General features: G+C 49.8%; 19 protein-coding genes and 2 riboswitches. Of the genes, 16 read left to right on the forward strand and 3 right to left on the reverse strand.

Annotated features, from left to right (window positions below; genetic code table 11):
* Positions 1-39: 39 nt before the first annotated feature.
* Entirely contained in the window at positions 40-876 is an 837-nt protein-coding gene (locus ACFQZR_RS19600; protein WP_379349032.1) for an alpha/beta hydrolase, read from the forward strand.
* Positions 877-972: 96 nt separating this feature from the next.
* Complete coding sequence (locus ACFQZR_RS19605; protein WP_379349034.1) at positions 973-1,275, forward strand: hypothetical protein; 303 nt, start codon at positions 973-975, stop codon at positions 1,273-1,275.
* Positions 1,276-1,345: 70 nt separating this feature from the next.
* On the opposite strand, the gene ACFQZR_RS19610 is transcribed toward ACFQZR_RS19605, so the two are convergent.
* Together ACFQZR_RS19610 and ACFQZR_RS19615 are read right to left on the reverse strand one after the other, a co-directional pair.
* Positions 1,346-1,642, reverse strand: a complete 297-nt coding sequence (locus ACFQZR_RS19610; RefSeq protein WP_379349036.1) for a DUF3784 domain-containing protein — start codon at positions 1,640-1,642, stop codon at positions 1,346-1,348.
* A 131-nt stretch (positions 1,643-1,773) separates the two neighbouring features.
* Entirely contained in the window at positions 1,774-2,277 is a 504-nt protein-coding gene (locus ACFQZR_RS19615; protein ID WP_379349038.1) for a DoxX family membrane protein, read from the reverse strand.
* A 299-nt stretch (positions 2,278-2,576) separates the two neighbouring features.
* Here ACFQZR_RS19615 and ACFQZR_RS19620 point away from each other — a divergent pair, with 299 nt between their 5' ends.
* From ACFQZR_RS19620 to ACFQZR_RS19650, 7 genes are all read left to right on the forward strand, one after another.
* Positions 2,577-3,644 carry a DUF3048 domain-containing protein gene (locus ACFQZR_RS19620; protein ID WP_379349040.1) on the forward strand — a complete coding sequence of 356 codons (1,068 nt, stop codon included), beginning with the start codon at positions 2,577-2,579 and terminating at the stop codon, positions 3,642-3,644.
* Between the two features lie 211 nt (positions 3,645-3,855).
* Positions 3,856-4,467 carry a DUF47 domain-containing protein gene (locus ACFQZR_RS19625; protein WP_379349042.1) on the forward strand — a complete coding sequence of 204 codons (612 nt, stop codon included), beginning with the start codon at positions 3,856-3,858 and terminating at the stop codon, positions 4,465-4,467.
* 119 nt (positions 4,468-4,586) lie between these two features.
* Entirely contained in the window at positions 4,587-5,591 is a 1,005-nt protein-coding gene (locus tag ACFQZR_RS19630; RefSeq protein ID WP_379349044.1) for an inorganic phosphate transporter, read from the forward strand.
* 378 nt (positions 5,592-5,969) lie between these two features.
* Positions 5,970-6,157: riboswitch (cyclic di-AMP (ydaO/yuaA leader) on the forward strand.
* Between the two features lie 92 nt (positions 6,158-6,249).
* Positions 6,250-6,417: riboswitch (cyclic di-AMP (ydaO/yuaA leader) on the forward strand.
* A gap of 182 nt (positions 6,418-6,599) precedes the next feature.
* Positions 6,600-8,279, forward strand: a complete 1,680-nt coding sequence (gene kdpA / locus ACFQZR_RS19635) for a potassium-transporting ATPase subunit KdpA (protein WP_379349443.1) — start codon at positions 6,600-6,602, stop codon at positions 8,277-8,279.
* 25 nt (positions 8,280-8,304) lie between these two features.
* Positions 8,305-10,344: a potassium-transporting ATPase subunit KdpB gene (gene kdpB, locus ACFQZR_RS19640; protein WP_379349046.1), complete on the forward strand. Its 2,040-nt coding sequence runs from the start codon at positions 8,305-8,307 to the stop codon at positions 10,342-10,344.
* A gap of 33 nt (positions 10,345-10,377) precedes the next feature.
* On the forward strand, positions 10,378-11,004 hold the full coding sequence (gene kdpC, locus ACFQZR_RS19645; protein WP_379349048.1) for a potassium-transporting ATPase subunit KdpC: 627 nt from the start codon (positions 10,378-10,380) through the stop codon (positions 11,002-11,004).
* Positions 11,005-11,079: 75 nt separating this feature from the next.
* A complete protein-coding gene (locus ACFQZR_RS19650) occupies positions 11,080-13,488 on the forward strand; it encodes a universal stress protein (protein ID WP_379349050.1) in 2,409 nt (802 codons plus the stop codon).
* 164 nt (positions 13,489-13,652) lie between these two features.
* On the opposite strand, the gene ACFQZR_RS19655 is transcribed toward ACFQZR_RS19650, so the two are convergent.
* Positions 13,653-14,153 carry a hypothetical protein gene (locus ACFQZR_RS19655; protein WP_379349052.1) on the reverse strand — a complete coding sequence of 167 codons (501 nt, stop codon included), beginning with the start codon at positions 14,151-14,153 and terminating at the stop codon, positions 13,653-13,655.
* A gap of 203 nt (positions 14,154-14,356) precedes the next feature.
* Here ACFQZR_RS19655 and ACFQZR_RS19660 point away from each other — a divergent pair, with 203 nt between their 5' ends.
* From ACFQZR_RS19660 to ACFQZR_RS19690, 7 genes are all read left to right on the forward strand, one after another.
* Positions 14,357-14,647, forward strand: coding sequence for a YerC/YecD family TrpR-related protein (locus ACFQZR_RS19660; RefSeq protein ID WP_018758465.1), 291 nt, complete (start codon positions 14,357-14,359; stop codon positions 14,645-14,647).
* A gap of 3 nt (positions 14,648-14,650) precedes the next feature.
* A complete protein-coding gene (locus tag ACFQZR_RS19665; RefSeq protein WP_379349055.1) occupies positions 14,651-15,421 on the forward strand; it encodes a sirohydrochlorin chelatase in 771 nt (256 codons plus the stop codon).
* Between the two features lie 35 nt (positions 15,422-15,456).
* Complete coding sequence (locus ACFQZR_RS19670) at positions 15,457-16,362, forward strand: diacylglycerol kinase (protein ID WP_379349057.1); 906 nt, start codon at positions 15,457-15,459, stop codon at positions 16,360-16,362.
* A gap of 194 nt (positions 16,363-16,556) precedes the next feature.
* The gene (rlmD, locus tag ACFQZR_RS19675) at positions 16,557-18,044 is read left to right on the forward strand and encodes a 23S rRNA (uracil(1939)-C(5))-methyltransferase RlmD (protein ID WP_379349059.1); all 1,488 of its coding nucleotides are present in this window, start codon (positions 16,557-16,559) and stop codon (positions 18,042-18,044) included.
* A 171-nt stretch (positions 18,045-18,215) separates the two neighbouring features.
* Positions 18,216-18,767: a poly(ADP-ribose) polymerase family protein gene (locus ACFQZR_RS19680; RefSeq protein ID WP_379349061.1), complete on the forward strand. Its 552-nt coding sequence runs from the start codon at positions 18,216-18,218 to the stop codon at positions 18,765-18,767.
* Position 18,768: 1 nt separating this feature from the next.
* Positions 18,769-19,008 (forward strand): hypothetical protein, encoded by a 240-nt coding sequence (locus ACFQZR_RS19685; protein ID WP_379349063.1) that lies wholly within the window; start codon positions 18,769-18,771, stop codon positions 19,006-19,008.
* Positions 19,009-19,055: 47 nt separating this feature from the next.
* Complete coding sequence (locus ACFQZR_RS19690) at positions 19,056-19,484, forward strand: protein-export chaperone SecB (protein WP_379349065.1); 429 nt, start codon at positions 19,056-19,058, stop codon at positions 19,482-19,484.
* The last annotated feature ends 262 nt before the right edge of the window (positions 19,485-19,746 follow it).

Below are 19,746 nucleotides of genomic sequence, written 5' to 3' on the forward strand. Positions count from 1 at the left end.
ATTAAAGGTTAAAGGATATGGAAGTAGGGAGATGAGCGTATGGAACGTCATATTACGATCAAACACGAGGATTTGCAGCTTGCAGGAACGATTCATTATCCGGAGGGTGTCTGCTCTGCAGGGAAGCAAGGCCATGAAGACTTTCGGGTTCCGCTGGTTGTCATTTGTCACGGGTTCGTGGGCAACCGGATCGGTGTCGATCGATTGTTCGTGAAGACAGCGCGTGAGCTGGCGCTTGCAGGCAACCTGGTGCTTCGATTCGATTATGGCGGATGCGGTGAGAGCTCAGGTGAGTACGGAGACCTTGGACTCGAATCGATGATCGCCCAGACGCGTACGGCATTAGACTATGCGCTGGATTGCTGTGATGTGGACTTGTCGAGAGTTACGCTGCTCGGTCATAGCCTGGGTGGAGCGGTTGCGCTTCTGACAGCGGTGAAGGATCGCCGTGTGAAAAGACTCGTCATGTGGTCGGCCGTAGGCTATCCTTTTAATGATATTGTGAAAATTATTGGCCGGAACGGGTATGATGAATCGAAACTCAAAGGGAAGACGGACTATGCAGGGTATAGCTTTACACCGAAATATTTCGATTCTCTCGGGCTCTATCAGCCTTTTCAAGAAACGAACCGGTTCTCAGGAGATGTCTTATTGATTCACGGGACAAGTGACGATGTGATTCCTGTAGACTATAGCTTTTTGTATGAGAAAACATTCTGGCTGCGGAGTGACGGCCGGTGCGATAAAGAAATTATTTTCCAAGCTGACCATACGTATTCGACAGGGACACATCAGACGCAGGTGATTGGCAAGACGAAGATGTGGCTGCGTGCACTGGAAGAACGTAATTCCGATTGGCAGCACTGGAGTATATAAGTTCATTATGCGTGTAAGCAGGGGCTGATTTCATCGCGGATTCCTAGTACAATAGAGATTAGTTGGCATGGAAATGTTGCGTGAAGGAGTCGGCAGATGAATAGCAAACAAGAAATAGAACGTCAGATGACCCAGCAATTTGAACGGGATGAGCGTATGATGATTCTCGTATTTGTACAGTGGTGCATCAACAATGATTTGGATCCTGTTGTACTGTATACGCGGGCCTATCCGCAGCAAGCGGATAATGTGGAGCTGCGCGAGGCGCTGAAGATTGCGGTAACGAAGGAAGAAGCGGGACCAATCGGTGAGCATATCGTGCTGGGTATGCTTGCTGCTTATAACAATGATGACCTCGCAGCGGTTGTGACCGAGGAAATTGCAAAGTTGAAGAAGTAGTACGTTATCTAGGAAAAAGAAGAACCTTCGGTTCCCTGCCAAAATGAGGGGGATCGAAGGTTCTTTTGTATTAATCGCGGCGTTTCATCTTCGCTATGAAGCTAGCCACACTAATGACGACGATCGCTGCATAGATGATGCCTGCCATCGAGCCGATATATTCGAGTCCTAAGGGAAGCAAAAGGGTAAGAACTCCGATCGTCACATATGCGATACCCACGGTCTTCGCAAGTTTGTCTTTATTCCCCGTAAACGTCTCTTCGCGATATCCCGCGATGAGGACGAGCATTTTCTTCACGCCAATCAAGTAGCCGAAGACGATAAACAACAATCCGAGCAGTCCCATGACTAGAATCGAAGAACTCAATGATTTCACCTCGTGCTATAGAATCTATTTATTATAAGGGGAGGGACCGGGAAAGTCGAGTGTAGGGGAGGCAGATGTAACATCAAAAAACGCCCCCCGCATGAAGCGGAGGGCGTATGTTCTATGTTCCCTTATTGATAGCTATTCGCTCGTTCCTTACGGCCGAACATGCGGCGAATGTAAGGGATGACGAAGTAGTCAAGTCCGATGCGGCCTGCGTTGAAGCCAGCGACGACGACGAAGATCTCAAGGATGAGCATTTGTGCGTTCGTGCTCACGGTACCAGCCATCAGGAAGGCGAAGTTCATGACCATACCCATTAAGACGGCGAATGTTGTAAATGTACCAAGGATGAGTCCAAGGCCGACTAAGAATTCTCCCCATGGAACGAGGACATTGAATAGTTTGACGTTCGGCAGTGCGAAGTGCTCTAGGAAGTTCGCGAACCAAGTTTGTACAGCGGGATGATCGCCTGTTGCTTTCGCGATTGCGCCTTGCATAAATCCTGCGGCATCAAAGCCTCCGCCTGTGATCTTGCCCCAGCCGCCCGTGATCCATTGATAGCCGAGATATACGCGAATGATGGTGAGCAGCCAAGCTGCGACGATGTTGTTTCTTAACCAATGTGTGAACATTGATACCAGCTCCAGTCCGTTTTGTTATTTATTATTGTTTTTCTCTATGGCTTAATCATACATTCAGTTTTATCATCAACATGTGATTTTTATCACATTATTAGCCCGAATTTGAAATTTTTGAATTTGAAGTACATACTTTGTTCACATTTTCACAAGCGCAAATATCACACCTATCCAAAACATTTTTTCATAGCTTCCAAGCAGCGAAATAACAGACAAATCTTCCATTATATGCTTAAATAAAGACCATGGACTTATCATATGTTCCAAAATTTTGCCATTTGAAAGGGGTCTTCATGAAGTCGAATTTATTCTATCGAACACTTAGCATACTATGTATTCTACTGACGCTGCTTCTCAGTGCTTGCACGAGTAAAACGCCTGAAGCTGAGAGCACACCTGAGCCGCAATCCACGGAACAACCAGCACAGGAACAGGAATCAGAGCAAGATCCGACCAAGGCTTATATTGCGCCATTAACAGGGTTACCCACTGCAGAGCCAGTAACCGCAAGGCCAATCGCAGTCATGATCAATAATATGTCCAAGGCAAGACCGCAGTCTGGACTTACCCATGCGGATATGCTGTATGAGGTGCTCGCAGAAGGCGGGATTACGCGGATTGTGGCCATTTTCCAGAGCGAGAATTTCCAGGAACCCATTGGTCCGATTCGCAGCATCCGTCCATATCTCATTGATCTTGGCGATAGCTACCAAGGGGTCTTGGTGCATGCCGGGGCGAGTACCGACGGGTATGCGGTCCTTCAACGTCAACACAAAGAACACTTGGATGAAATTTCGAACGCTGGGCCGTTCTTTTACCGGGATAAATCACGAAAAGCACCGCACAATCTGTATTCAACGCTAGAGAAGCTGCGTGAAGGTGCTGCGAAGAAGAAGTATAAGGCAGATGTGCCTATGACGACGTATCCTTTTGCCAAAGAAGAGGACATGCCTATGGGGGAAGAGGCGACGAAAATAACGGTCAACTTCCTGCTCAAGAACTATAAAGTGACCTATGATTATGATGCGACGAGCAAGCATTACAGCCGATCGATCAACGGTCAGCCGCATATCGATCTGAATACGAAGGAGACGCTTACGGCGACGAATGTCGTTGTGCTGGGAGCGGATCATCGTACGCTAGACGATGTGGGACGCTTGGACGTGAATTTGATGAAGGGCGGAGAAGCCGTACTCTATCAACGTGGCAAAGCCATCTCTTGCACGTGGTCGCGCAGCAAGACAAGTGATGTCATTCGATTGTATAAGGATGGGCAAGAGTTGCCACTCTACCCGGGGAAGACAATTTTCAACATCGTTCCAAACATTCCAACATTTGCGAGCCACATCCAGGTGGGGTAATTTGTTAAATCCGGCAAGGATTCCTTGTCGGATTTAATTTTGTCGAGCGGACTGGATAATTGTAGGCGAATATCGGCAAACTGTTAAAAGAAATTCACGATTTTGTTTTACAATTCCTTTACAAGCACTATGTCACTTGTGATAAGATAACAAAGGTTATAATTCTCATTATTAAGGTAATCTAAGCAATTTGAAGCAGAGGGGACAGCGTATGTTTAAGAAGAACGATGTATTTTTTCAAAATCTGCAAAATATGGCCGATGCCATTGTCCAAGGCGCGGATATTTTTGCGAAGTATGTAGCAAAGCCAGGAGATACGACAGCTTTCACCAAGGAAATGAAAGAGCTGGAGTCGAAATGTGACGTATTCACCCATACGATTATTAAAGAGTTGAATAAGACGTTCATTACGCCGATCGAGCGTGAAGATATTATGTCGCTGGCTACCTCGCTGGACGATGTGTTAGACGGGCTTGAAGCTTGTGCATCGCGCTTTGATATGTACCATGTGAAGGAATACGATGCTTCGATCGAACAATTTGGTAAAGTGCTACTCGATAGCGCATTTGAAATCCAAAAAGCGATTCGACTATTGTCACAGAAAAAATTGCTCGCGATTCGCGAACATACGATCCTTATTAATGACCTTGAGAACCAAGCAGACGATATTCTGCGTAAGAGTATCAAAGATCTATTCGCTGCGGTGAAAGATCCGATTGAGCTGATTAAGAAAAAAGAAATCTACGAGCGTCTGGAGCAAACGACGGATAATTGCGAAGACGTTGCTAATATTCTTGAAACCATTATTATGCGCAACTCCTAAGGTCGCGTGAACGATAGGTGAAATAAAGGAGGACAGAGTTGCGCGGGAACACCTAAATAGTGTGTTTCAAAAAGTTACCTTTTTGAAGAACCTCTAGTCGTTCTGTGCAATACATTTCTATGGATCATACAATGATCGTTTTAGGTATTGTTATCTTATTAGCTCTAGCATTTGACTTTATTAACGGATTTCACGATACGGCGAATGCCATCGCGACATCTGTCTCGACGCGTGCACTCAAGCCGCGGCATGCGATTCTGCTCGCAGCAACGATGAATTTCATCGGTGCCTTGTCCTTTACCGGGGTTGCGAAGACGATCGGGGGAAGCGTCGCAGACCCCTCCAAGCTGGATAATGGGGTAGAGATTGTGATAGCGACCTTAATCGCCGCGATCATCTGGAACCTTGTGACTTGGTGGTTCGGAATTCCTTCGTCCTCATCTCACGCACTCATTGGTGCACTCGCGGGTGCAGTCTTTATAGGAGCGGGTTCAGACAGCTTGAACTATGCCGGGTTTACGAAAATCGTAGAAGGACTTATCTTCTCACCGCTTATTGCATTTGCTCTTGGTTATATCGTGATGACGATTCTGAAGCTCATTTTCGGTCGAATGAGTCCGCATTCGGTCAATAAAGGCTTCCGCACAGGGCAGATTATGACGGCAGCGCTTCAGTCTTATACGCACGGGACGAATGATGCGCAAAAGGCGATGGGGATCATTACCTTCGCTCTTGTCTCAGCAGGAATACAAGATAATTTGGATGTTCCGTTATGGGTTAAAATTTCGGCCGCAACAGCGATGGCACTCGGTACATCTGTCGGCGGTTGGAAAATTATTAAAACGATGGGTACGAAAATCTTCAAAATCGAACCGATTAACGGTTTTGCAGCGGATTTATCGTCAGCTGCTATTATTATGACGGCAACGCTAGCGCATTTGCCCGTTAGTACAACGCATGCGATTACCTCAGCGATCCTCGGTGTAGGTTCCGCGAAGCGTTTTTCGGCGGTAAAATGGGGCCTAGCAGGTCGTATTGTCATCTCTTGGATCGTGACGATTCCGATTGCATTCGTGCTTGCGATGGCCGTGTTCAAAGTGATTGATCTATTATTCTATAGATAAATGTGGAGAGAAGCTAACCTTCGGTGAAGAGGGTTGGCTTTTTTTGTGTGCGGCAAGGTGAAATGTAAAGGTTAAAGCTCTCCCTTTGGTTGGCAGTGTACACACTGTTGATCAGAGGGAGATTTTTTTGCTGCCGAAGTGTTCCGTTAATAAAAAGAGGACTGCGGGATTTCACTGCGGTGAATGACATAAGATGGCTGGGCACCCTGTACATTCATCCTGGAAAATCGCGCGAAAGTGATCTATCGCGTGAAAATAGGAGGTTTCGAGAGATTCATATCATTCATAACGCTTTCATGACGATTTCCAGTATTTTCAGATTCCATTTCAAACCAATTTAAGGTTTTACAAGTTGCAACACGAGGAGTATGATACGATTCATGAACATTGCTGAGTCCTTGCATGTGCAAGGAGCGGGGGAACCAAATAAGTCATGAACCTGTGGCTCGTGTGAGAGCGAGAGCAGGAACATGTGGGGTGAATCCTGGGTACAACGGTACCGAGGTAGGGTGACTCTCACCATCCGAATCCGACAGCTAACCTCGTAAGCGAATGAGAGAGGATGAAGGAAAGTGTAGACGAACGTTGGCTGCAGATGCGAAATAGATCTGTGGTTATGATGTGAAATAGATTGATGAAGCGATGAAAAATGTTTTACATGTCTTTAACGCTGAGTCTTTGCTAAGGCAAAGAGCGGGGGAACCAACGGTCAGCTGAGCTGACCACGGGGTGAATCCGAGGCACCGTCTTGTACGGCGCTAAGGTAGGGCGACTCTCAAGGCCCGAATCCGACAGCTAACCTCGTAAGCGTCTCGAGAGAGGCAACTTGAACGTATTCAATATGTGCGCAGCATGGCGATTCGCCATGCCCATTATTGAAGCCGCGATGGATAACCTCCCCCGCAGGCTTCTTTTTTTATGCCTTTTTTTAAGGGAAATGAGAAAAATTAACTTTTTTCACGTTGATTAAAATGTTGTTGAAAAGGGAGATCGACTATGAACTGGGGAATGGATTTACTGCAAATCGTGATTGTTATCGGGCTGCTGCTCTTGATCGTGAAGCCGCTCGGTACGTATATCTATCATATATTTTCGAATGAGCCGAACCGGAGTGATCGGATATTTGGTCCGGTGGAGAAAGGGATCTTTTGGCTGATCGGGCTGAAGAACCGCGGCGACATGTCGTGGAAGCGATACGTACTTAGCTTACTGCTAACCAACCTTGTATTGACGCTTATCGGGTTCGGCGTCTTGCTGACACAGCGCTGGCTGCCGCTCAATCCGAACGGGATCGACAATATGGAGCCGACGTTATCTTTTAATACGATTATCAGCTTTATGACCAATACGAATTTACAGCATTACAGTGGGGAGTCAGGCTTATCCTATTTCTCGCAAATGATCGTCATCATGATGATGATGTTCACTTCGGCGGCGACGGGGATTGTGGTGGCGATTGCCTTTATCCGCGGATTAACGAAGAAGGGCACAGGGCTTGGTAATTTCTTCACGGACTTCGTGAAGGCCCATACGAGACTGTTGATTCCAATGGCGATCGTAATGACACTGGTGCTCGTTGGACTCCAAGTGCCGCAGACGCTGGACGCTACGGTTCAAGCGCACACGATTACGGGCGAGACGCAGCAGATCGCGATTGGTCCTGTAGCATCGCTCGAGTCGATTAAACATTTGGGGACGAATGGCGGCGGATTTTTCGGAGTGAACTCCTCGCATCCATTCGAGAATCCGAACCCACTTACGAATGTGCTCGAAATGTTGATGATGTGGTGTATCCCGGCATCGCTGACCTATACGTACGGACGATTCGCTCGGAATCAGAAGCAGGGCTGGATCGTGTTCGCTGTCATGAGCATCTTGTTCGCAGCTTTCCTAAGTCTTGTGTATATCTCGGAAAGCAACGGCAATCCGGTCTTGAATACGATCGGTGCAGACACATCTCAAGGCAGTATGGAGGGGAAAGAAGCACGATTCGGGATTGCGCAATCCGCTCTATTCACGACCGTGACAACCTCGGCAACGACGGGTACGGTCAACAATATGCATGATACGTTAACCCCGCTTGGCGGTCTCGTACCGATGTCGCTCATGATGCTGAACGTGGTATTCGGCGGCGATGGCGTAGGGCTTGTCAATATGCTGATGTATGCGATCCTCGCGGTGTTCTTGGCAGGCTTAATGGTCGGTCGTACGCCGGAGTTCTTAGGTCGGAAAATTGAACCGCACGAGATGAAGCTGATCGCGATTGCGATTCTCGTCCATCCGTTGATCATCTTAGGCCCGACGGCCATTGCGTTCTTAACCGATCTAGGATCGGGTGCCATTACGAATCCAGGGTTCCACGGCATCTCGCAAGTGCTCTATGAGTACACCTCATCGGCAGCGAACAACGGCTCCGGGTTCGAGGGCTTGGCGGATAACACGCCGTTCTGGAATATGACGACAGGGATTGTGATGTTCCTCGGTCGATACGTCTCCATCGTGGCACTGCTCGGTGTTGCAGGTTCACTCGTGCGCAAGAAATGGGTGCCTGAGACGATTGGGACATTCCGCACCGATAACAAGCTATTCGCTGGGGTGCTGCTCGGAACGGTCATTCTCATTGGTGCATTGACGTTCCTGCCTGTACTCGTCCTTGGGCCGATTGCAGAGTTCCTGACATTAGGGTAGAGATCATTTAACGAGGTGAAAGAACATGGATTCGACCATGAAACGTAAATCATTAATAACTTCAGATATATTGAAATATGCGCTAGGCCAGAGCTTCGTCAAATTGAACCCGCTGATCATGATCAAAAATCCGGTCATGTTCGTGGTAGAGCTAGGTACGTTCATCGTCCTGCTGTTAACGCTATTTCCATCTGCATTTGGCGCGGAAGCGAATTTCGGCTTTAACTTAACGGTATTCATCGTCTTGCTGTTCACCGTCCTGTTCGCGAACTTCGCGGAAGCGATCGCTGAAGGGCGTGGGAAAGCACAAGCGAATGCACTGAAGCAGACGAAGAGCGACGTGATGGCGAATAAAGTGCAGCCGGGCGGCGGCGTGAAGCAAGTGCCAGCGACAGAGCTTCGTAAGGGGGATGTCGTCGTGGTATCCATGGGTGAGATGATCCCTGGGGACGGCGAAGTGATCGCAGGACTCGCCACGGTAGACGAATCCGCGATTACCGGTGAATCTGCGCCAGTTATGAAGGAAGCGGGTGGCGACTTCAGCTCCGTAACGGGCGGAACACGCGTCGTCAGTGATCAGATTAAAGTACGGATCACGAATGATCCGGGTGAATCGTTCCTCGATCGCATGATCTCCCTCGTCGAAGGGGCCGAGCGTCAGAAGACGCCGAACGAAATTGCGCTTAATATTTTGCTCATTACATTGACCGTGATCTTCTTGATTGTAGTTATGACGCTAGCGCCGATTGCCAAGTATGTAGGAGTCGACTTAGAAATTCCGGTGCTTATCTCCTTGTTAGTCTGCTTGATCCCGACGACCATCGGGGGCTTGTTGTCCGCAATTGGGATCGCGGGGATGGACCGCGTGACGCAATATAACGTGCTCGCGATGTCCGGGAAAGCGGTTGAAGCAGCGGGCGATATTAACACAATGATTCTGGATAAAACAGGTACGATTACCTTCGGGAATCGGATGGCGAGTGACATGGTGCCCGTGGGGAAAGCGACAGTAGAAGAAGTATCCCAATGGGCTGCCGTGAGCTCGATGCAGGATGAGACGCCGGAAGGCCGTTCCGTGCTGGAGTGGGTACGAAAAGAAGGATATGCCTTTGACGATAAGATCGCGAGAAATGCCGAGTTTATCGATTTCAAAGCCGAGACGCGGATGAGCGGTGCGGACCTAACCAATGGATGGAAGGTTCGTAAAGGGGCAATCGATGCGGTGAAGCAATGGGTACTGGATCAAGGCGGCGTGATTCCGGCTGATCTGACAGACAAAGGGAACAAGATCGCCTCGGAAGGCGGAACACCGCTCGCGGTAGCGGTAAATGATCGATTGTTAGGCATTATTTATTTGAAGGATACCGTGAAGCCGGGGATGCGCGAGCGGTTCGAACAGCTTCGCCGAATGGGCATCAAGACGATTATGTGTACGGGCGATAATCCGCTGACGGCCGCAACGATTGCGCGTGAAGCGGGTGTAGATGACTTCATCGCTGAGAGTAAGCCGGAGGACAAAATCGCTGTCATTCGCAAGGAGCAAGCCGAAGGTAAGCTCGTCGCGATGACAGGCGATGGCACGAACGATGCGCCAGCGTTAGCGCAAGCGGATGTAGGGCTCGCGATGAACAGCGGTACGATTGCGGCGAAGGAAGCAGCGAACATGGTGGATCTGGATTCCGACCCATCGAAGATCATTGAAGTCGTATCGATCGGGAAGCAGCTGCTCATGACGCGCGGTGCATTGACGACGTTCAGTGTCGCGAACGATGTGGCGAAATATTTTGCCATTATCCCCGCAATGTTCATGTTAGCTATTCCGGAGATGCATGTGTTGAACGTCATGGGGCTCGGGTCACCGATGTCCGCGATCTTATCGGCATTAATATTTAACGCCGTAATTATTCCGCTCTTAATCCCGCTCGCGATGAAGGGTGTAGCGTATCGGCCGATGAGCGCAAGCAAGCTGCTCAGCCGTAACCTGTTGATCTATGGTCTTGGCGGCGTGATTGCACCGTTCATCGGGATTAAAGTGATAGATTTGTTCGTTCATATCTGGATTTAGCGTGGCATGGAGAGAGGGAAGGATGGAATAATCATGAATATGAATTTGCATACAAATACAAATGTTGAGGTGCCTGCCCGAACGTCGGTGGGCTCGATCATCTCGGTAGCTATACGAATAAGTCTCGTATTTATTATCCTCTGTGGGCTGGTGTATCCGCTCCTGTCCACAGGCCTTGCGCAAGTGCTGATGCCGAAGCAGGCGAACGGCAGTCTGATCAAGGATGCGAACGGTACCGTCATTGGTTCCGAGGTGATCGGGCAGATGTTCAAGGATCAGAAGTATTTCCAAGGGCGGGTATCCAGTATTGAATATAATGCAGCGAGTTCGGGATCGAACAACTATGCGCCTTCGAACCCCGATATGTTGAAGCGGACGCAGGAATCAGCGGCGGAATGGACGAAGAATAACCCGGATGTGCCGCTCAGTGAAGTGCCAATTCAACTGCTCACGAACTCGGGATCGGGCCTAGATCCGCATATTTCTCCGAAGAGTGCTGAAGTGCAAATTCCTCGAATCAGCAAGTTGACGGGGATCAGCGCTGGAGAGCTGGAGAAGCTTGTTGAGAGCCATACCGAAGGCCGTGACCTTGGTGTGTTCGGAGAACCACGCGTGAATGTATTGATGCTGAATATTGATTTGCAGAAATTAATGAAATAATGCGGATGTGTCCACTCGGTCGCTTAGATCGGGTGGGCATGTTCATGTCAACATATGAGCCAAAGGGGTAGGGGCATGGAGCAGTTTCGAAGGAAAACACCGGAGGAAATTCTGGAGTCGATTACGCGGTTGTCGCGAGGCTATCTGAAAATTCTGATCGGAGCGGTCAGCGGTTCGGGGAAGACGTACCATCTGCTTCGTGAAGGGCACCAGTTAGCAAGTCAAGGCGTGGATGTCGTCTTCACGGCGATTTCCACGCGGCAGCGGCCCGAGACGATGGAACAGATCGGCGATCTAGAGCGGGTACTGAGCATCCATTGGATGAAGGATGGCGTTGAACAGAAGGACATCGATCTGGAGGCGCTCGTCCAGCGGAATCCAGAGGCGGTGCTCATTGATGGACTCGCGCATCGGAATCGACCTGGCGCGCTCCATGCCACACGGCTAGAGGATATTCAATATCTATTGAAGCAAGGCATTAGTGTCACGACGACGGTCAATGTCTACGAACTGCAGGAGGTCGCGGAGCTTGCCGAGCCCTATATCGGCTTTAAGCCGGAGATTACGGTGCCTACGGATACACTCGAAATGGCGGACGAAGTCCGGTTAATCGACGTCACGCCGGAGACATTATTGAAGCGGATGGCGGAAGGGCATCTGGATGGGCTGCAGCTTCCAGCAGATGTCTCCGTGTTCCGGCATGGCAATCTGGCTGTTCTGCGGGAGTTGGCGCTGCGACTCGTTGCGGAGGGCGTCAATGACTCGCTGGAGCGGCATCGGGAGCGATTGGGGCTCATCGGACCGTCTTGGGCAGCGGAACGGATTCTTGTCGCGGCCCAGTATCATTGGAATGGCTCGATCTATATTCGGCGTGGCCAGCAGATTGCGAAGCGGTTGAATGGGGATCTGCGCGTCGTCACATTCATGAAGCCAGGGATGGAGCTGACGAAGGAGATGGCGACGTTCAAGCGGTGGATCTTGAAGCTGACGGAGAAAATTGATGCGCCTTTCGAAGAGCTGCCCTTGTCCTCGCAACGACATCTTCCGCGCATACTCATGGATTATGCATTAGAGCATCAAGTGACGCGTATTGTGATCGGGCATTCGAAGATGACGAGGTGGCAGGAGCTTCTCAAAGGCTCCGTCCTGAATGGATTGATCGCGCGAATGAACCAGGTGGATATGTTCATCGTGGCGGATCGGGCGGAGTCGGATGGGGAACGGATCTTACCGACCAAACGGTTAGCGTTACGTGGAGACGTGGACACAGCAGGGGTACCTAGCGGAGAAGAGAAAATGTTGCACGGCAAGGTGCGCGTCCGAGGCCATCTGGGGGATTTGGAGAAAAACCGATACCGCCGATTAACGCAGGAAGAGATTGATCGCGAAGTCGAATCGATGCAGCGCGGGCATTTCAAGGTCTATATTGGCGCGGCGCCGGGGGTGGGCAAGACCTATACCATGCTGCGGGAAGGCAATGAACTACTCCGCAAGGGGGTAGACCTATGTATCGGGTATTTGGAGACGCATGGTCGCCGCGAGACAGCGGGGCAAGTGGGTGCACTGCCGCTCGTGCCAAGACGTAAGATCGATTATCGCGGCGTGCAGATGGAAGAGATGGATACGGATGAGATCCTGCGCCGCAATCCGGAGGTTGTCTTAGTCGATGAGCTGGCCCATACGAATGTGCCGGGCAGCGAGCTGAAGAAGCGTTACGAGGACGTTGAGCGGCTGCTAGCCGCCGGGATCTCGGTCATCTCGACCATGAATGTGCAGCATTTGGAGAGCTTAAATGATTCAGTGGAACAGATTACAGGGGTTCGCGTGCGGGAGACGGTGCCAGATCATATTTTACGGCTAGCCGATGAGGTGGAATTGATTGATGTCGCACCGAAGACGCTGCAGCAGCGGCTGCGAGACGGGCATATTTATCGCAAGGAACAGGTGGAGCAGTCGCTGAATCATTTTTTCAAGACGGGGAATCTCATTGCCCTGCGGGAATTGGCGTTACGAGAGCTGGCGGATGACGTGGATGAACGCCTGGAATCGTGGGAGCGGAAGCCATCGCTTCGCGGTCCTTGGCGCAGGAAAGAAGTGATCTTCGTCGGGGTGACATTAAGTTCGAACGCGGAACGGTTGATCCGACGCGGATTCCGTATCGCGTACCGCTTGAAGGCGGCGCTCAATGTGGCCTACATTCATACAGGGGGACCACTGACGGCGGAGCAGCAGGAGCGGGCGGATGCGATTGGAGCGCTCACGGAACGTTTTGGCGGGATATTTAAAGTTAGCCACGCACAGCATGTGAGGAAGATGGCGGACGTCTTCATGCAGGAAGCGAATCAAGTGAAGAGTACCCAGTTGATTCTTGGGCAATCGGCGCGTCCATGGCATGTGCGTCTGCTACGTGGGTCGGTGATTAACAAGCTTCTGCGGATGGCACGGCATATGGATGTGTTGATCGTCGCGAAGCCTAAGGGCTAAGTGGGGCAATAGGGACATGTTCATAGAGCTGGTGTGATCGGGCGGTTGAAGCCGCTGGATGACAACAGCGAAGAGAGCGGTGGAACATGATAAATAGGCTGAGGCGAGGAGGCTTCGGCCTATTTTAGTATGATGAGGGGAGGGTGAGGAAGGGGAATCTATCTTTAGTAATTTTTGTAGCTTTTGTAGCTTTTGCTGCCTTTAGAGCTGGTAGGACGGCGGTTTTTTTTCGATTTGTTGGTCGATTGGCGTTTGCGTCTGCGGCGCCGTCTGCGTTTGGACCAATCGTCATCATCTTTTTTCTTTTTGCTGGGGAGCAGGACGTCGGCCATCAATTTCATGACAGGCGCCAACTGGGAGACGCTCTGCATCACCTCCCGAACCTTGGACACCGTGCTCACAATCCCGTCAATGCCGCCCATGCGGTCGATGAACCCTTTGATATCACCAAAATTGAAGGGGAACTTACTCTTGCTGGCGACGGGTGTGACGGGGGTTACGGATGGATCAACAAAGGGGACCATGGAAGTAGATTCGGCCAAGTCAATAGCTGCGGGTGTCGTCTCGGGAATCAGCGTTTCTTGCAGGGGAGACCGATTATATGGATTGCGCACGCCGGGGTACGGAGAGACGTGATGTGAGCGCACGTGAGGGTGCTGAGGCATGGAGATTTCACTTCCTTTATGGGTGGATGTATAGAATACTGTATGTGATAGGCGAACAACATGACTGGACGAATGCCCGGTTTTTGACAAAAAAGTGTGGGCAGATTTTCGCTCTGTAGTGCAGGAAAACGGTAATGCTTGAAATAGATTTGCACTCTACGTTACAATGGGGGTAAGTACCAGTAGCTGGGGGATGAGAATAAGTGCAACTCAAGAAACTTAATGATAAAACAATCGATCAATTATTCGAAGCAGTATTAACGTTGAAGTCTGTAGAAGAATGCTATGTTTTCTTCGATGATCTGTGCACGGTGAATGAAATCCAATCGCTGTCGCAGCGTCTGGAAGTGGCAAGAATGCTCGGCAAAGGCTCCACGTATAATCAGATCGAAGCGGAGACGGGCGCGAGCACGGCTACGATTTCGCGTGTGAAGCGCTGCTTGAACTATGGCAATGACGGTTACACGATGGCTCTCGAACGATTGGAACGATAACACATGCGTCCGGGTATACTGATCATTAGTCACGGGTCACGGGACGCTGCATGGGTCTCGCTCGTGGATGAGGCCGTGGAGCATGCGAAGCTGCCTGAGGGGATACCTGCTGAGGTTGTGTTCCTGGAAATCGTCGAAGGGCGACTTATACAAGATGGCATCGACCGTCTCGAAGCAAAGGGAGTTACGGACCTGTTCGTGATTCCTTTCTTTGTGTCGGACGGAAGTACGCATGTCGATGAAATTGCGTATGCTCTCGGTGCGAAGGCAGCCGCGTCCTTCGATACAGATCTGCAGCCGTTCCGCGTTCAAGCACGCGTCTGGTTCGGGGAGCCGATGGATGTCGATCCGATCGAGATGTCTCAGATTGTGATGGAACGCAGCCGCGAGCTGCTCCGTGGACGGAAGCTGGAGGAGACGGTCCTTATGCTCGTAGCCCATGGCAGTGATCACCCTCTATTCTATGATCGCTGGGTAGGCGGGTTGCAGCGGGTGGCCGTCAGGATTCAGCGCGAGATGAATTACGCAGCGGTCGACACGGGCCTACTGCTTCCGGAGCAATTATATGATAAGATAATAAAATGGCAGACAGAGACGGACTACACCGTGATGGTGGTGCCGTTATTTTTGAGTTCGGGCTATTTTACTAATCGTGTAATACCGAATCGTATTGGGCAGGCTGTATGTGTATATGACGGTCAGGCACTCTTGCCGCATCCGCTCGTATCGCGCTGGCTATCGAGGCAAGTGCATCAGGTTATGCAGCGGCGGTGACCCGTACGAAATGAATAAACAGGTGGCAGGTAAAAATGGGTATGGATCGAATCACGAAAAGAGCGAGGCTCATATACAATCCGACATCCGGTAGGGAAGAGATGCGGCGGCGGCTCCCTGATATTCTGCAACGGCTGGATCTTGCCGGCATTGAGACGACTGCGCATGCGACGATCGGCGAGGGCGATGCAACCGCTTGTGCGATCGATGCAGTGGAACGCGGCTATGATATGATCATTGCAGCGGGTGGGGATGGGACCCTCTATGAGGTGATTAACGGCTTGGCGCCGCTTGAGAAGCGCCCACCGCTCGGTATCTTGCCCGTCGGAACGACGAACGATTTCGCACGTGCGATGAACATTCCGCGGAATTGGAGTGACGCTTGCGATCTCATTCTGGGACAGCACACGCGGCCGATTGACCTTGGGCTAGCGGGAGATCGTTATTTCATTAATATTGCAGGCGGCGGCTCCTTGACGGAGCTGACCTATGAAGTGCCGATTAAGCTCAAGACCATGATCGGGCAACTAGCCTATTACGTGAAGGGTCTGGAGAAAATGACGCGGCTTCGCCCGTCTGAGCTGATCATTCGCGCGGAAGGCATCGGCGAATTCCATGAGGAATTCATGCTCTTCCTGATCGCGAACAGCAACTCGATCGGCGGTATGGATAAGCTCGCGCCGAATGCACGGATCGATGATGGATTATTCGACGTCTTGCTCGTGAAGAGATGCAATCTCGCAGAATTCATCCGTATCGCGAGTCTCGCGATGCGCGGAGAGCATATGACGGATCCGCACGTGGTACATTTCCGTACCTCGCAACTGGAAGTGACATCGCCGGAGTACGTACAGTTGAACCTGGACGGCGAACTTGGCGGAACGCTACCATGCAACTTCTCGGTGCTGCCGGCGCATATTGAGATTTTTGCGGCGGAGTAGGGAAGCGGGAGCGTTAGCGGTATCTGTAAATCACAGGCGTATGGAAGAAGTAGTGAGCGTAAACAGTGGGGGGATTGCGTTTGGCTCTGGAAAGGGCAGGGCGGTCCTCTTTTTGATGTAATGAAAGTGGAAATGATGGGAGTACGCATGAGATTCCCTTTAACATATATTATGAGTTGGGCGGGGTTAGATAGATGACAAGAGGTAGACATCGCGGAGGCATTTCGCGCAATAGCAGCAAGGCACCATCGCAGGCGATACTCGATTTGCCCGTGACGAAGAATGAAGACGTGGAAGTCGAGATCATCGGCTTAACGCATGAAGGCGAAGGCGTGGGCCGCGTAGAAGGCTACACGTTGTTCATTGGCGGCGCATTGCCGGGTGAGCGTGTGCGGGCGAAGGTGCTCAAGGTCAAGAAGCAGTATGGGTATGCGAAATTGCTAGAGGTGTTGGTGGCAAGCCCGGATCGGATTGCTCCGCCTTGTGAGATCTATAAGCAGTGCGGCGGCTGCCAGCTGCAGCATTGGTCGTATGAAGCGCAGCTCGACTGGAAGCGTCAGCATGTGGTGGACAACCTGGAGCGGATTGGGAAGTTGAAGGTTGGCGGCACGGATGCTGAGGGTGAGACCAGTGAGGGATTGAACGAAGAGAAAGGGATCGTGGTTCATCCGACGCTTGGGATGAACGATCCGTGGCGGTATCGGAACAAGGCGCAAGTACCGATGGGGATGGCGGAAGAGGGCGGCTTGATCGGCGGATTCTACGCGCGTAATTCCCACCGCATCATCGATATGGATGCTTGTCTGATTCAGCATGATCAGAACGATGATATTGTGCGCCGTGTGAAGGCGATTGGCCGGGATCTCGGTGTGACAGCTTACAATGAAGAGACAGGTGAAGGTTTGATGCGCCACGTTGTCGTACGTGTTGGCTTCCGCACGGGCGAGCTCATGGTCGTGCTCGTGACAAATGGGACCAAGCTGCCGCGTGTCGAGGCATGGATCGAAGCGATCCGTGCGCAAGTGCCGGGTGTAGCGAGCATCTGCCAGAATATTAACACAAAGCGGACGAACGTCATCTTCGGCGATGTGACGAAGACCCTCTGGGGCCGCGATGTTATCTATGACTATATCGGCGACGTGAAGTTTGCGATCTCGGCGCGATCATTCTATCAAGTCAACCCGGTACAGACCGAAGTGCTGTACGGGAAGACGCTAGAATATGCCGGCCTGACCGGCTCCGAGACGGTCATCGACGCCTATTGCGGGATCGGCACGATCTCGCTGTTCTTGGCGCAGCACGCCAAGCGCGTATACGGCGTCGAGATCGTCCCCGAGGCGATCGAGGATGCGCGCGCGAACGCGGCGCTGAACGGGATTAGCAATGCTGAGTTTGAGGTAGGGGCAGCTGAGGATGTTATGCCGCGATGGCTCGAGCAGGGCGTATCGCCAGACATCGTCGTTGTGGATCCACCCCGTAAGGGCTGTGATGAGCGGTTGCTTGAGACGCTATTGACGATGCAGCCGGAGCGTATCGTGTACGTGTCGTGCAACCCCGCGACCTTGGCGCGGGATCTGCGCGTGCTCGAGGATGGCGGGTATCGTGTGAAGGAAGTGCAGCCGGTGGATATGTTTCCGCATACGGTGCATGTGGAGAGTGTGGCGGTGTTGGTTCATAATTAGATAAAGAGGGCGTAATCGATAGTTTAGGTAGATCCTTGTGTACTACAATGAAAGAAGTATGAAACTGATTTAATTTATCTCTTGTCATAATCCGATGTATTAGTTATTATAACATAAGGTATTATTTACCATGGCGAAGTTCATAATAATAAGATACAACGGAGTTATGAAATGGATGAACGAATAGTATACATTGGTTATCATGGTACGAGTAACTCCGCTGCTGAACAGATTGATAAAGGTAACTTTAGGGTTACACACGATAGAGCTGGTTGGCTGGGGAGTGGAGTGTACTTTTATCAAGAAAATATCGAAAATGCGAAGTACTGGGCCAAAAGGAAATTTGTGAACAAAGGAAGATTAGGAGGGCTCCTTAGAGTAGAACTAATACTTCCCAAGGAATTGGTCTTTGATGTGACAGATCCTTTAGGTGAGTCAAATAAGTTTTATCAGGCTGTCCGTAAGCGATTTGTAGAAGACGAAATCAAAAAGAATAAATTGACCGTGAAAGTTAGCAATCAGGATGATTTGGATGGCAAGGTATTTAATTTGATATGTATTAAAAATGGGTATAGAATGGTAAGAGGATGTACTATTACTCCGGATGACAATGATCGAGAATATCGGTTACAACCGCATACACCAAACGGAGTTGAGCTATGTCTTAGAGATACAAGATATATTTCTACAAAAGAAAAATTATGTTTAGACGGGAGTGTTTGAAATGTCAGACATTCAAAAGAAAGTGGACGATTTTTTCGATAGTATGGACCGCGAAGAATTTGTCAATTTACTAAAAGAAGCTGGATTTGAGGTAGAGGACGGCGATGGTCGTATTATTTTTACCGATGATTACATTCTTGAGGATACTAAGCAATTCTCAGTTCGTAGTACTTACAAGAAGACTTATAGTTATACAACGAATCATGTAGCCGAGATGGTTGTTCTTCGGCCTGCAAGCTAATCTATGGAATAGAATTTTACTATAAATATGATCTAATAGAGGTTATTATGAGTGAAGAAATGTTAAGTGTACTTCGGTTTCATGACTATGAAGTAGATCAGATGGCTTTTATAAGAAATCACAATTTTGACGTAGAAAAAGAAGAGGTCGAACTTAAGTTCAATTTTGCATCCGAAGTACATATGTCTAAAGATAAATCGAAGGCGATCGTTGTTATGACGTGTCGATTATTTGATGAAGATTTCTCTAAGAACGATGTTCCTTTTTATTTGTTACTTACGATGCGTGGATATTTTAATTGCAAAGATGCTGATATTGAAGATTTCGAATTGAATGCGATGGCGATCCTTATGCCTTATATTCGATCGACGATTACGAGCTTCACAGCACAAGCAGGTATTCCACCTGTGATTCTGCCTCCAGTTAATGTATATCACCTATTAGAAAAACAGAACCCCACAGAACCAATAGATTGATTGGTTACACTCCAATTAACATTATTCTTAGCCGAGCGAATTCCAGGATATTCTCCTGATTCTCGTTTGGCTTTTTTCATGATCTTTTCCCAGGAATGAATCGCCCTAACGCTTAAAATCCTTTGCCTCAGCATGCTTTTTCTCGATTTTCACCTTTATTTCCTTCAATCATAATCCCTCACTGTTGTCTTTTAATTTCAGCTCAAACATATTTCTTATTTTTCTCTGCAGTTTTCTCCGATTATTAATTCCGCATTTACTC

Source organism: Paenibacillus sp. GCM10027629, from assembly GCF_042676425.1.
Lineage (GTDB): Bacteria > Bacillota > Bacilli > Paenibacillales > Paenibacillaceae > Paenibacillus_K > Paenibacillus_K terrigena.